Below are 14,041 nucleotides of genomic sequence, written 5' to 3' on the forward strand. Positions count from 1 at the left end.
TAATTAATAAAATCACAAGCTAAAAGGATTGTAAGCGAAAACATTTGTTAAATGGCTTCTTTGTTAGTAAAATTTTAGTACTTTTATTGCAGACAATACATGTAAAAAATGTTACTATTGAACCGATGTGAGTAAAACAGAATTATCGTAGAGGTGAATTCATGAAACGGATTGGTATTTTAACTAGTGGTGGAGATGCTCCTGGCATGAACGCTGCTATCAGAGCTGTCACTCGTACAGCTTTGGCAAACGACATTGAAGTATTCGGAATTCATTATGGTTTTGCTGGTTTAGTAGCCGGTGATATTTTCCAAATGACTTCTGAAACTGTTGCCGATAAGATTAACCGTGGTGGTACTTTCCTTTATTCTGCTCGTTTCCCAGAGTTTGCTGAAGAAGCAACTCAGTTAAAGGGAATTGAGCAATTAAAGAAACACGGTATCGATGCCTTAGTTGTTATTGGTGGAGACGGCTCTTACCATGGTGCGTTAAGATTAACGGAACATGGTTACAATGCCATTGGTCTTCCTGGTTCAATTGATAACGATATCCCATATACTGACTACACTATCGGATTTGATACTGCATGCAACACAGCGATGGATGCAATTGATAAGATTCGTGATACTGCAACAAGTCACCAACGTGTATTTGTTGTAAACGTTATGGGACGTGAATGTGGTGATATTGCCCTTCACGTTGGTGTCGCAACTGGTGCGGATGCTATCGTTGTTCCAGAAGAACCATATGACATTAAAGAAATCGCTGAAAACTTGAAGCAAGGTTTTGCTAATGGTAAGAAGCACGGACTTGTTGTTTTAGCTGAAGGTGTTATGGACGCTGATAAATTTAAGGACGAACTTCTTAAATATGGCGATTTTGATGCGAGAGCTAATGTCTTAGGACACATGCAACGTGGCGGAAGTCCAACAACTCGTGATCGCGTTTTGGCAAGCAAAATGGGTGCATATGCAGTGCAATTGTTATTAGATGGTAAAGGCGGTTTAGCTGTCGGGATCGAAAATAATAAATTGTCCTCACATAACATGCTTGATTTGTTTGATGCAAAGCACCACGGTGATTATTCGTTATACTCATTAAACAAAGACTTAGCCAAGTAGTTTTTGATTTTTAAATTTATAGGAGATTTTTTCAGATGAAGAAAACTAAAATTGTTAGTACTTTAGGGCCAGCCTCAAATGACGTTGAGACTATTACTAAATTGGCAGAAGCAGGTGCCAATGTTTTCCGTTTTAACTTTTCACACGGTGACCACCCAGAACATGCTGCTCGTATGAAGATGGTTCGTGAAGTTGAAAAGAAGACTGGTTTGTTGCTTGGTATCGACCTTGATACTAAAGGTGCTGAAATCAGAACTACCGAACAAGAAGACGGCAAGTTCACTATTAACACTGGTGACAAGATCAGAATTTCTATGGACTCAACTAAGAAGGGTAACAAGGACAAGATTTATGTTACCTACGATGGTTTATACGATGATACCAAAAAGGGTGGTCACGTATTAATCGATGATGGTTTAGTTGATTTACTTATTTTAGATAAAGATGACGCTAACCGTGAACTTGTATGTCAAGCTCAAAACACTGGTGTTATTGGTTCTAAGAAGGGTGTTAACGCACCAGGTGTTGAAATTCGCCTTCCAGGTATCACTGAAAAGGATACTGATGACATTAAGTTTGGTATGAAGCAAGGTATTAACTTTATTTCAGCTTCATTCGTACGTAAGGCACAAGATGTTTTAGATATTCGTCAATTGCTTGAAGAAGGTGGCTGCGAATACGTAAAGATCTTCCCTAAGATTGAATCACAAGAAGGTATTGACAACATCGATGAAATCTTAAAGGTTTCTGATGGTTTAATGGTTGCTCGTGGTGACATGGGTGTTGAAATTCCATTCATCAACGTACCATTTGTACAAAAAGATTTAATCAGAAAATGTAACGCATTAGGTAAGCCAGTTATTACTGCTACTCAAATGCTTGACTCAATGCAAGAAAACCCACGTCCAACTCGTGCCGAAGTTACTGACGTTGCTAACGCTGTTTTGGATGGTACTGATGCAACTATGCTTTCTGGTGAATCAGCAAACGGTCTTTACCCAGTTCAAGCTGTTAAGGCTATGGCTGATATTGACATGCGTACTGAAAAGCAACTTGCACAACGTAACACTTTAGCTCTTCAAAGATTTGAAGAATACCAAGGTTCAAACGTAACTGAAGCTATTGGTGAATCAGTTGTTAGAACTGCTGAAGAATTAGGTGTTAAGACTATCATTACTGCAACTGAATCAGGTTACACTGCACGTATGATTTCTAAATACCGTCCAAATGCTGATATCATTGCTATGACTTTTGACGAAAAGGTACAACACTCATTAGGTATTGTTTGGGGTGTTAAACCAATGCTTGTTGAAAAGCCAAAGACTACTGAAGAAATGTTTGACAAGGCAGCAGAACTTGCTAAGGAAACTGGTCTTGCAAAAGATGGCGATTTAGTAATTATCGTTGCTGGTGTTCCATTGGGTGAAACTGGTACTACTAACTTAATGAAGTTACAATTGATCGGTACTCAACTTGTTAAAGGTTTAGGTGTTGGTGATCAATCAGTTATCGGTAACGCTGTAGTTGCAACTTCTGCAGAAGAAGCAAATGCTAAGATGCAAGATGGTGATATCTTAGTTGCTAAGACTACTGATAAAGACTACATGCCAGCTATTAAGAAAGCTTCAGGTATGGTAGTTGAAGCTTCTGGTTTAACTAGCCACGCAGCTGTTGTTGGTCTTTCACTTGGTATCCCAGTTATCGTTGGTGCTACTGACGCAACTTCAAAGATTCAATCTGGTTCTAAGATTACTGTTGATGCTCGTCGTGGTGCTGTTTACCAAGGTGAAGCAACTAACCTTTAATGTTAAAAAACAATATTATTAAAATAGTCAGCAAGTGCTGGCTATTTTATTTTTGTCTTTTTTACTTTATACTAACTAATGAATAGAATTGTTAGAAATAGAGGAATTTAGATGCTAGGTGAAATTCAACAAGGTAAAGTAATTGATGAGAATCAAGAAGCTTTTTATGTTCAAGTAAGTGGCATTACATTCGAACTGAAAAAAATCGAAATTACTCAAGATGAACCTATAAAAAAAGGCGATATCGTTCAAGGATTTATCTATGAAAACAAAGATCGTAAGAAAGAAATGACACAGTTTTATCCGTTTTGTCAAAAAGATCAGTATGGATGGGGAACTGTCACTGAAGTTCGGAGAGATCTTGGCGTATTTGTAGATATTGGATTAAATGATAAAGATGTTGTTGTGTCTTTAGATGATCTGCCCGAAGATAAAAATCTGTGGCCTAAAAAAGATGACCGCCTTTTAATTAGACTTGAAACTGATGAGAAAGAAAGAATATGGGGAAAGATGGCTGATGAAAATGTTTTTGAACAGTTAGCAGCTAACTTCCCACATAATTTAGAAAACAAGAATCTCGTAGGCCGAGCCTATAAAACTTATGAAATTGGTGCTTTTTTAATCACCGATCAATATTATTTAGCTTTTATCCATAATTCAGAAACATATCGTCCTTTACGTTTGGGAGAAAAAGTCAAAGCGCGTGTAATTGGAATAAGTCAATATGGCCGCTTAAATATGAGTGTGATGCCGAGAGCATATGAAGAGATTGATGATGATGCCCAAATGATTTTGGTCAGTTTACGTCGTCAAGAGACTAAGACTTTGCCTTTTTATGATAAAAGTGATGCTCAAGAAATCAAAAACTACTTTGGGATATCCAAATCGGCTTTTAAGCGTGCTTTAGGTCATCTTTTGAAAGCTAACTTAATTAGTGAAGATAAAGATGCTGGTACGATTACCTTGCTTGAAAACGAGGATCAAGATAATGACTCAGATGAAGGATAATATTGAAGATTATCTCAGATATGCTCAAGTAGAACGCGGCTTAAGTATCAATACAATTTCTTCGTATCATCAAGATCTAGTAGAATATTGCAATTTTTTAACTAAAAATAATGAGCAAAGTTGGGAAGTAGATCCTGTCTTAGTAAACTCTTTTTTTGCAGAACAACGAGATAAAAATAAAGCAACATCTACTTTAAGTAGAATGCTTTCAAGTTTAAGAAAATTTTATCAGTGGCTTTTGAGACAACATATTATAGAAAAAGATCCATTGATTATGATTGATGCACCTAAAAAAGAAAAAAGATTGCCAGTAGCCTTGTCTACTAATGAAACTCAAAATCTTCTTTCTTCGCCGCAAATAAGTAAACCTTTAGGTCTTAGAGACAGAGCGATTCTAGAGACTCTTTATGCCACTGGTATAAGAGTTAGCGAATTAATCAATTTAGAGATCGGAAATTTGCATCCAGATTTAAAATTGGTTAAAGTACTTGGAAAAGGATCAAAAGAAAGATTGATTCCTATTAGTAGCGTCGCTATCTCATGGATTAGCCGATATAATCGAGAAGTTAGACAAAAGCAAATTTTAAAATCAGGTAAAGATACTGATTTTATTTTTTTGAACAGTCATGCCAAGCAAATGACTCGCCAAGCTATTTGGCAGATTATAAAAAAATATTGTGCTCAGGCTGGTATTACTAAAAATGGTACTCCTCATACTTTGAGACATACTTTTGCAACTCATTTGCTAGAAAATGGGGCTGATTTAAGAGTTGTCCAGGAAATTTTAGGACATAGTGATATAACTACTACTCAGATATATACTAATTTGACACAAAAACACATCATGGAAGTGTATAATAAATCGCATCCACGAACTTAGAAGGATTTTTATGCTTAGCAAATATAAAAAGAATTATGAAAAACAAGTTATGGGCTTTTTGTCCTATTTACCTGAATTCAAAAATCTTGAAAATCTTCGCGAAGAAATGCAACTTTACAAAGATGAGGATCAATATCAGGTCTTAATTTTTAAAGGAGAAGATGGCGATTGTCGAGGAATAATTGGAATCCAAGAAAGTGATGATTTTATTGTGATTCGCTATTTATCTTTGGATCCTAGCTTCAGAAATAGTGCCGTTGAAAAAGAAGTAATTAAACAATTGCAGAACACTTATCCAGACAAGATGATTTCGGCGATGCCCGATTGTACTTATTTATTAAAATATACTAAGCAAGGCAATAATAATGACGACGAAAGATAATGATTTAACCTTAGATCTTCCTAATTTTACTGGTCCGTTGGATCTATTACTACATCTGATTAGATCACAAAAAATAGATATTTATGATATTCCAATTGCAAAAATAACTGGACAATACTTATCTCATTTGGCTAAATGGCAAGAGCTTGATTTACAAATAGCTGGCGAATATTTTGTAATGGCTTCAACGTTGTTAAGAATCAAATCACAGTATTTGCTTCCTAAAAATGATTTTGTAGAACCTGAAGAACAAATAGAAGATCCACGTTCTGAATTAGTTGAACAATTGGTCCAATATTCAGTTTTTCAAAAGGTATCAGAATATTTTAAACAAAGAAATATGCAGGTGCCAATTACAGTTGCTAAAGAACCTTCTATAGCTAAACAGAAATCAATAGAGCCACTTCCATTAGGTGAGATTACGAGTGATCAATTAGCTAATACCTTTTCTTTGATTATTCATCGTTTTAAAATGCGTCAACCTAATACTGGTAGTATTGAGGTGAAAGAAACTTCTATTGAAGATATGACGAACTATTTAAGTGAAAAAATAAAAAAAGTCAAAAAAGTAAGTTTTTTTGCATGCTTAGAAAGTTTCAAGACTTTGGATCAAGTGATCTCTTTATTCTTAGCTGTTTTAGAGCTGTGTAGACATCATAAACTATCAGTTAAACAAAGTCATGATTTTGGAGATTTAACATTAGAAAACGAGCAAGATGATGGTAAATAAACAGGCAGAATTAGAAGCAATTTTATATGCAGCAGGAGATAATGGTGTTGAACAAGATATTCTATGTCAACTGTTAGAAATTTCTCAACCAGCTTTACGTGAGCTTTCACAGCATCTGAAAAATGACTTAGAGCAAAGGCCAAGTTCAGGATTACAATTAATTTCAATAAATAATAATTTAAAATTAACTACTAGTCCTAAGTGTGCAAATGTGATTTCAAAATTTTTTCAAAAAGATGTTAATAAGACTTTAAGTCAATCAGCTTTGGAGATTTTGTCTATTATCGCTTATCGACAACCAATTACTAGAATTGAAATTGACGAAATTAGAGGAGTAAATTCATCAGGTGCAATTCAAACATTGATTTGGAGAGGTTTAGTTAAAGTAAATGGTAAAAAAGAGGTACCTGGTCATCCAAATTTGTATGTCACGACTGATTATTTCTTACAATATTTTGGCTATAATAGTTTGGCTGATTTACCATTGATTGAGAGCTTTTCTAATGATATTGATGAAAACGGGCAAGTTGACCTCTTTGAAAGTAAAGGACAGGCAGACGCAAATTTGGAAAGCAATAAAGGTGGAGAAAAATAAATGGCAGAAAGATTACAAAAAGTTATTGCTCAAGCTGGAGTAGCTTCCAGGCGCAAAGCTGAAAAGTTAATCACTGAAGGTAAAGTAAAGGTTAATGGTCAGTTAATTACCGAATTAGGTACTAAAGTTAATCCGACTGACCAAGTTGAAGTAAGTGGGGTACCAATTGAAAAAGAAAGCTTGCATACTTATCTTTTTTATAAACCTCGTGGTGTAATTTCCTCAGTAACCGATAACAAGGGTAGAAAAACTGTAACAGATTTTTTTGAAGATCTGCCATATCGTTTATATCCGATTGGAAGATTAGATTACGATACTTCTGGATTATTATTAATGACCAATGATGGAGATTTAGCTAATGACTTAATGCATCCACGAAATGAGGTTCCCAAGGTCTATGTTGCTAAAATTAAAGGAATATTGAAACCAGAAGAAATTTATCAATTAAAGCATGGAGTTAAGATCGATGGTAAAAAATCAGCTCCAGCGAAAGTAAAAGTACGAAAAACTGATTATAAAAAGCAAAGTCAGATTGTACAATTGACAATTCATGAAGGACATTATCACCAAGTTAAAAAGATGTTTCAGGCTGTTAACCACTTAGTTGATAAACTGTCGCGTGAAAAGTATGCCTTTTTAACCCTTCAATCTCTTACTTCGGGACAATATCGAGAACTATCTCATTCAGAGATAAAACAACTAAAAAAACTAAAGTAAATTAATTTATTCTTAAAAAGAGGATGCAACTGCTAGCAAGCTATGCTAAAATTTATACTTGAATACACAACATTGGAGGATCGTAATGAGTAATCAAGCACCGGAGAAGGGTCCTTATAAACATTTTGAAAGACCAAGTACATCTAGGAGTCAAAGACGTTCTACACATCATTTTGATGATGAAAGTTCATCTAAAGATATTAGAGAAGGTAAAAAGAAAAATCTAACTTCTCTTTGGAGTGGATTGATAATTGTGGCAATTATCTTAATTGCTGCCTTTCCGTTGATTATTTCACAGTTCGGAAATCAAAGTAAGAATCTTGCTGAGAAACAAGAACCACGTTCTTCTAAAATTAGCTCGACTAAGAAAAAAGCGAAGGTTTCCAAAAAAGTAGAGAAAAAGAGTTCAAGTAAATCTACTCAGACAAAATCTAAGCCAGCTGTTAAGTCAGCACCTCAGCAAAGAAGGCAACAAAGTCGGGTAACCACTCAACAAAATACCCAACAATCTACTAGCCAGAGTAATACAAATCAAAATAGTTATTACTCCCAAAACAATTATCAAAACAGCTATAATTCACAATCTGATCAATCGCAACAAACAACATCAAGTCACCATACTTCAGGCGGTTCATATACTGTAAAAAGTGGTGACACTTTATCAGCGATTGCGCAAGCTAATAATTTGACCGTTGATCAATTACGTCAAATTAATGGTATTAGCGGAGATAATTTAAGTTCTGGACAAGTATTGAAACTTAAGTAAAGATGTACTAAAAAAGTACATCTTTTTTATTTACAAATTGTTAGTATAGTTTTATTATAAAAATGTAAATAGAAAATATGAGGATGTTGTCTTCAGGGCAGGGTGAAATTCCCGACCGGCGGTAAAAGTCCGCGAGCCTTTTTGGCCGAACCAGGATATTCTGGTACCGATAGTAAAGTCTAGATGAAAGAAGACAGACAATAAATAGCTAATTTTATTTAGAGGTCTGTTGCTGAAGCGGCAGACCTTGTTTCTTTGTAAGGAGAAGAAAAATGCAGAGAAAAGAAAATGTTAGTTCTTATAGTTTGTCTTACTGGATTTCATGGGCAATGATCGGGGCTTTAGCCTTCTTGATTATGAAACTTGAAGTACCAATTATTCCAGGATTTGATTACCTGAAAATGGACTTCTCAGATGCACTAGTTGCTTTAAGCACTTTAGTGTTTGGTCCAGTTGGTGGTATTATGATTGCTCTTTTCAAGGGCGTCTTGAGTTTAGCAATTTCTGGATTTAACTTACTTTCTTTAGTTGGGCAAGTTGCTGCTTTTCTAGCTTGTTTAGCTTATATCTTGCCATTTTATTACATCAGTAAAAATCATAATGAAAAAGTAGGCTACCAAATCTTAGGATTGGTGGTCGGTACAATTTGTTTAACAATTGTTATGTCATTAGCTAATTACTTTGTTTTAACTCCTTTATACATAAAATTTGCTGGCTTTAAATTGGGAGCAAATATGTTAGCTTATATCGTGTCAGCTATTGTCCCTTTTAATATAGTTAAGGGATGTATCAATGGCGTAATAGTAGTTTTGTTAGCAAAAACAGTATTGCCACCATTTAAGAGCTTTGTAAGAAGACATTTTTAAAAATAATAATTACTGAAGCAGACGTATCAATATTAAACGTCTGCTTTTTTGTTGTAATTTATGTTAAAATTTTAAAGAACGAAAAATGAAAGGATCTTTATTATTTAATGCAGGTTGCTATTGATGGACCAGCTTCTGCTGGTAAAAGTACAGTTGCGAAGATTGTAGCAAAAAATCTAAATTATATTTATATCGATACTGGAGCAATGTATCGTGCTTGTACACTAATTGCTCGAGATGGTAAGGCCGATTATTCGGATGAAAAGAAAATTCTTGATTTAATTGATCAAAGCACAATTGAATTCAAAAATGAAGGTGACGAGCAAAAAGTTTATGTAAACGGTCAAGATGCCAGTTTAGCAATTAGAACTCCAGAAATCACTGAAAATGTTTCTCAAGTTTCTGCGCTTCAAGGAGTGCGTGAAAAGATGGTTGAACTGCAAAGGGAGATGGCAGGTAAAAACAATGTGATTATGGATGGTAGAGATATTGGAACAACCGTCTTACCAAATGCTCAAGTAAAAATCTTCTTGATTGCTAGTGTTGAATCCAGGGCTAAACGTAGGTTCTTAGATTTCCAAGAAAAAGGAATTCATCAAGATTTAGCTGATATTGAACATGATATTGAAGTAAGGGATTACAAAGACTCACATAGAGCAATTTCACCTTTGAAAAAGGCTGACGATGCAATTGAGTTAGATACTACAAACTTGAATATTGAACAAGTTGTTGAAAAAATTACCGCATTAATAGAAAAAAATAAAAAAAATTAATCAAAAGAGTAGAAAAAAGATTCCATTTACTTTAAAATGGAGTTTGATATTGGGAGGTACTTATGTCAGATAATAGTAATCAATTTTTAGATGCTTTAAAGCAAATGCAAGGAGTTGAAGTCGGAAACATTGTAGATGTTGAAGTTTTAGATGTTGAAGACGGTCAAATTGCTGTTGGTGTAGAAAACGCAGGTGTTGAAGGTGTCATCACTAAACGTGAATTTACTGCAGATCGTAACGCAGATTTACGTGAATTAGTAAAACCAGGTGACAAATTCAAGGCTTTAGTTCTTAGAAGAGCTGGCGGCGATAAAGAAAATGGTGAATTCTTCTTCTCAGTTACTCGTTTGAAGGAAAGAGAAGCATACACTGAATTAGAAAAAGTCTTTGAAGAAGGTAAGACTGTTGAAGGTACTGTAACTGGTGCTGTTCGTGGAGGTTTATTAGTTGATGTTGGTACTAGAGGTTTCTTACCAGCTTCACTTATTTCTAACCGTTACGTTTCAGATCTTAAGCCATACATTGGTAAGAAGATGAACTTGAAGATCACAGAAATTGATCCTAACAAGAATCGTTTAATTCTTTCTAGAAAAGACTTAATTGAAAAAGAACGTGAAGAAGCTTTCGAAAATGTTGCTAACCAACTTGTTGTTGGCGACACAGTTGAAGGTAAAGTATCTCGTTTAACTGGTTTTGGTGCATTTATTGATGTTGGTGGTGTAGACGGTTTAGTTCACATCTCAGAAATTTCTTACAAGCATATTGATAAGCCTAGTGATGTCTTAAAGGTTGGTCAAGATGTTAAGGTTAAAGTTATTGGAATTGATAACGATAGACACCGCATCTCCCTTTCAATTAAGCAAACTTTACCATCACCATTTGAAGAAGCTACTTCAGGTTTAAGCGAAGGTGAAGTTATCGAAGGCGAAGTTAAAACTTTAACTGCATTTGGCGCTTTTGTAGAAGTTGCTGATGGAATTCAAGGTTTAGTACATGTTTCAGAAATCTCAAACAAACATGTTGAAAAGCCTAGTGATGTCTTAAAGGTTGGTCAAACTGTTAAGGTTAAGGTTCTAAATATCGATCCAAATGATAGAAGAATCTCATTGTCAATTAAACAAGCTGATCCAAATTCAAACAATGAAGAATCAAATGCACGTCCACGTCGTCGTCATGAAGACTCAAGTGTTAAGAAGTATATGAACGATAACGATAATGGATTTGCTTTAGGTGACATCATCGGTGATCAACTTAAGGACAAAGATTAATTATCATTAATCTAAAAAAGCTGGCTCCGGCCAGCTTTTTTGTTACTCATAAAATTTAGAAAGGAGCTTAAAAATGGCTTTACCAATTGTGGCTCTTGTGGGCCGTCCTAATGTTGGAAAATCGACAATTTTTAATAGAATTATTAAATCCAGGGTGGCTATTGTTGAAGATGAACCTGGTGTGACTCGTGACAGAATTTATTCAAAAGCTGAATGGATGGGACATGAATTCATTTTAATTGATACCGGTGGTATCACCTTAGATAACGGAGAAATTGATGAACAAATAAAAGCCCAGGCGGAAATTGCTATTGACGAAGCTGACGTAATTGTCATGTTGGGCGATGTAACCAATCATTTGACTAATATGGATGAAACTATCGCGAAGATGCTTTACAGGACTAAAAAACCTGTTATTTTGGCCGTAAACAAAGCTGATAATCCAGAGCAGCGAAATGACGTTTATGACTTTTACAGTCTAGGTTTTGGTGATCCAATTCCAGTTTCAGGGAGCCACGGCACTGGAGTGGGTGATTTGCTTGACGCAATTGTTGCTCAGTTTGGCGATAAATCTAACCAACATGAAGATGATGCCATCAGATTCAGTGTAATTGGTCGTCCTAATGTCGGCAAATCATCTTTGGTTAATGCAATATTAGGTGAGCAAAGAGTAATCGTAGCTGATATGGAAGGCACTACCCGCGATGCTATTGATACTTCTTTTACCCATGACGGACAAAAATATACAATTGTCGATACAGCTGGTATTCGTAGACGTGGTAAAGTTTATGAAAAAACTGAAAAATATTCAGTCATGCGTGCAGTTTCAGCTATTGAAAATAGTAATATTACCTTACTTGTTTTAGACGCAAGTACCGGTATTCGTGAACAAGATAAACACGTAGCAGGTTATGCTCATGACGCTGGACGTGGTGTAATTATCGTTGTCAATAAGTGGGATTTACCTGAAAAAGATTCAGGCAGTATGAAAGATTTTGAAGATACAATCAGGCGTGAGTTCCAATATTTGGACTATGCACCGATAATTTTTGTATCTGCTAAAACAGGTAAAAGAGTGCCTGACATTTTAAACTTAGTCGACCGTGTTTACGAGAATCAAAATCGCCGTATTCAATCTAGTGTCTTGAACGATTTACTCTTAGAAGCGACTAGAATTACACCTACGCCATTAGTTAATGGTAAGAGATTAAGAATTTACTATATGACTCAGGTTTCTACTAATCCACCAACATTCGTAGTATTTGTGAACGATCCTGAATTACTCCATTTTTCTTATAAGCGATTCTTAATCAATCAATTAAGACAAAATTTTGACTTCACAGGAACGCCAATTAAAATTTTGGCACGTAAAAGAAAATAATTGCTACATACAATGGTTAAATTAAACAAAAAATTTAAGAAAAAGCTTGTAGTGACGCCGTTGGTGTGCTAACTTTAATTGCAGAGGACAATGATTGGTAGTCATCATTCTTCCTTATCTCAAATTTAAGAGGTAAGTTTTGAACCCTTAAGGTTCAAATTTCAGGAGGTGAAAAGAATGGCAAATAAGGCTGAATTAGTTTCTGAAGTTGCTTCAAAGACTAACTTAACTAAAAAAGATGTAGCTGCTGCAGTTGACGCAATTTTTAGCTCAATCCAAGAAGATCTTGCTAAAGGCGAAAAAGTTCAATTGATCGGTTTTGGTACTTTTGAAGTTCGTAACCGTGCAGCTCGTAAGGGTCGTAACCCACAAACTGGTGTTGAAATTCAAATTCCAGCTTCTAAGGTTCCTGCATTTAAGCCAGGTAAGGCTCTTAAGGACGCAGTTAAGTAATTAAAGAGATTTATTATTTCACATAAAGACATTAAGTTTTTGGCTTAATGTCTTTTTTGTGTAAAATAAGATTAGTTAAAAGAGATAAGGTGACATGATGAATTATTCCCAGGAACTATTAGATGCTATTCAAAACCATGACTTTTCAAAAACAAACATTTTATTAAAGAAAGCTTTAGACAATGATGAACCAGAGATTTTGGCATCTTTAGCTGAAAATTTAACTGATCTCGGTTTTACTGATTTATCTAAGGAAATTTATCAGGCTCTCATCGCAAGATTTCCAAAAGAAGATCTTTTTAAAGTATATTTGGCAGAAATTTTATTAAATGATGGTCAAGAAGATGATGGCTTAACTTTACTATACGCAATTGATAAAGAAAGCGATGCATACGTTGAAAGCTTGCTCGCTCAGGCTGATTATTATCAAAGTAATGGTCTTATAGAGACTGCCAAGCAAAAGCTCTTAGAAGCTCAAAATATAGCTCCAAACGAAGATGCAATTTTGTTTGGTTTAGCAGAACTTGATTATATGTCAGGTAATTTTGAAGAAGCATTAAAATATTATCGTCAGTTATTCAAAAATAATAAGACTTTTGGTGAAGTTGTAATTTCTCAAAGAGTCGCTGCCTGTTTAGCACAATTAGGCGAATATGAACAAGCGGCTGAATTAATTAAAAACAATGCCAGTGACTTATTAACAATTGATGCTCAATATGAAGCAGGCTTAATTTTGCTTTCAGCCGGAGACTATAAAGAAGCTATCAAATTTTTAGACCAAGTGATTGAAACTCAACCTGATTACGTTAATGCATATCCCTTACTTGCTCAAGCATATGCTAAAGAAAATAACAACGATGAAGTTCTTCGAGCTGCTCAAACTGGTCTTTCTTATAATGAATTCGATGAAACTTTATATAGTTTAGGAGCACGTGCTGCAGCAAATCTCAACAAAAATGATGAAGCAGAAAACTTATTAAAAAAGGGGTTAAAAATAGCACCCGACAATAGTGATCTGCGGCTACAACTATCTAATTTGTATCTTCATGAAAATAAAGATAGAGAAAATCTAGATTTATTCCAAAGCCTAAATGACGATCAAATTGAACCTCAAGCACATTGGAATATGGCTCTTTCTTATCAGCGTTTAGAAGACTATGACAAAGCCAAAAGTGAATTTTTGCTTGCTTATCCTAGTTTTCAAAATAATCCAGATTTCTTGAAGCAAATGTTAACATTCTTTAGAGAAATTGCGGATAAGGCAACTACTAAAGCATTACTTGAAAAATACCTTCA

General features: G+C 35.0%; 15 protein-coding genes and 1 riboswitch. All 15 genes read left to right on the top strand.

The window, feature by feature from the left end; genetic code table 11:
* Nucleotides 1-161 precede the first annotated feature (161 nt).
* Nucleotides 162-1,121 carry a 6-phosphofructokinase gene (gene pfkA, locus Q0Y70_RS04605; RefSeq protein ID WP_008470338.1) on the top strand — a complete coding sequence of 320 codons (960 nt, stop codon included), beginning with the start codon at nt 162-164 and terminating at the stop codon, nt 1,119-1,121.
* A gap of 35 nt (nt 1,122-1,156) precedes the next feature.
* Complete coding sequence (pyk, locus tag Q0Y70_RS04610) at nt 1,157-2,926, top strand: pyruvate kinase (protein WP_297817372.1); 1,770 nt, start codon at nt 1,157-1,159, stop codon at nt 2,924-2,926.
* Between the two features lie 111 nt (nt 2,927-3,037).
* On the top strand, nt 3,038-3,934 hold the full coding sequence (locus Q0Y70_RS04615) for a S1 RNA-binding domain-containing protein (protein WP_297817376.1): 897 nt from the start codon (nt 3,038-3,040) through the stop codon (nt 3,932-3,934).
* On the top strand, nt 3,915-4,814 hold the full coding sequence (gene xerD / locus Q0Y70_RS04620) for a site-specific tyrosine recombinase XerD (RefSeq protein ID WP_297817379.1): 900 nt from the start codon (nt 3,915-3,917) through the stop codon (nt 4,812-4,814). The genes Q0Y70_RS04615 and xerD overlap by 20 nt, the downstream gene beginning before the upstream one ends.
* Nucleotides 4,815-4,824: 10 nt before the next feature.
* On the top strand, nt 4,825-5,196 hold the full coding sequence (locus Q0Y70_RS04625) for a reductase (RefSeq protein ID WP_297817382.1): 372 nt from the start codon (nt 4,825-4,827) through the stop codon (nt 5,194-5,196).
* The gene (locus Q0Y70_RS04630; RefSeq protein WP_297817385.1) at nt 5,180-5,926 is read left to right on the top strand and encodes a ScpA family protein; all 747 of its coding nucleotides are present in this window, start codon (nt 5,180-5,182) and stop codon (nt 5,924-5,926) included. The genes Q0Y70_RS04625 and Q0Y70_RS04630 overlap by 17 nt, the downstream gene beginning before the upstream one ends.
* Nucleotides 5,916-6,521: an SMC-Scp complex subunit ScpB gene (scpB, locus tag Q0Y70_RS04635; protein ID WP_297817410.1), complete on the top strand. Its 606-nt coding sequence runs from the start codon at nt 5,916-5,918 to the stop codon at nt 6,519-6,521. The genes Q0Y70_RS04630 and scpB overlap by 11 nt, the downstream gene beginning before the upstream one ends.
* Nucleotides 6,522-7,238: a pseudouridine synthase gene (locus Q0Y70_RS04640; RefSeq protein WP_297817388.1), complete on the top strand. Its 717-nt coding sequence runs from the start codon at nt 6,522-6,524 to the stop codon at nt 7,236-7,238.
* An 85-nt stretch (nt 7,239-7,323) separates the two neighbouring features.
* Nucleotides 7,324-8,004, top strand: coding sequence for a LysM peptidoglycan-binding domain-containing protein (locus tag Q0Y70_RS04645; RefSeq protein WP_297817391.1), 681 nt, complete (start codon nt 7,324-7,326; stop codon nt 8,002-8,004).
* Between the two features lie 84 nt (nt 8,005-8,088).
* A riboswitch (FMN riboswitch) is annotated at nt 8,089-8,203 on the top strand.
* A gap of 73 nt (nt 8,204-8,276) precedes the next feature.
* Nucleotides 8,277-8,870, top strand: coding sequence for an ECF transporter S component (locus tag Q0Y70_RS04650; RefSeq protein ID WP_297817395.1), 594 nt, complete (start codon nt 8,277-8,279; stop codon nt 8,868-8,870).
* Nucleotides 8,871-8,977: 107 nt separating this feature from the next.
* The gene (gene cmk / locus Q0Y70_RS04655; protein WP_297817399.1) at nt 8,978-9,643 is read left to right on the top strand and encodes a (d)CMP kinase; all 666 of its coding nucleotides are present in this window, start codon (nt 8,978-8,980) and stop codon (nt 9,641-9,643) included.
* 62 nt (nt 9,644-9,705) lie between these two features.
* The gene (gene rpsA / locus Q0Y70_RS04660) at nt 9,706-10,911 is read left to right on the top strand and encodes a 30S ribosomal protein S1 (protein ID WP_297817402.1); all 1,206 of its coding nucleotides are present in this window, start codon (nt 9,706-9,708) and stop codon (nt 10,909-10,911) included.
* 73 nt (nt 10,912-10,984) lie between these two features.
* Nucleotides 10,985-12,292 carry a ribosome biogenesis GTPase Der gene (gene der / locus Q0Y70_RS04665; RefSeq protein ID WP_297817404.1) on the top strand — a complete coding sequence of 436 codons (1,308 nt, stop codon included), beginning with the start codon at nt 10,985-10,987 and terminating at the stop codon, nt 12,290-12,292.
* Between the two features lie 177 nt (nt 12,293-12,469).
* On the top strand, nt 12,470-12,745 hold the full coding sequence (locus Q0Y70_RS04670) for an HU family DNA-binding protein (protein ID WP_008470354.1): 276 nt from the start codon (nt 12,470-12,472) through the stop codon (nt 12,743-12,745).
* 97 nt (nt 12,746-12,842) lie between these two features.
* The coding region (locus tag Q0Y70_RS04675) for a tetratricopeptide repeat protein (RefSeq protein WP_297817408.1) at nt 12,843-14,041 on the top strand (1,199 nt) is incomplete at its 3' end.

It is taken from the genome of uncultured Lactobacillus sp. (assembly GCF_947367085.1).
GTDB lineage: Bacteria > Bacillota > Bacilli > Lactobacillales > Lactobacillaceae > Lactobacillus.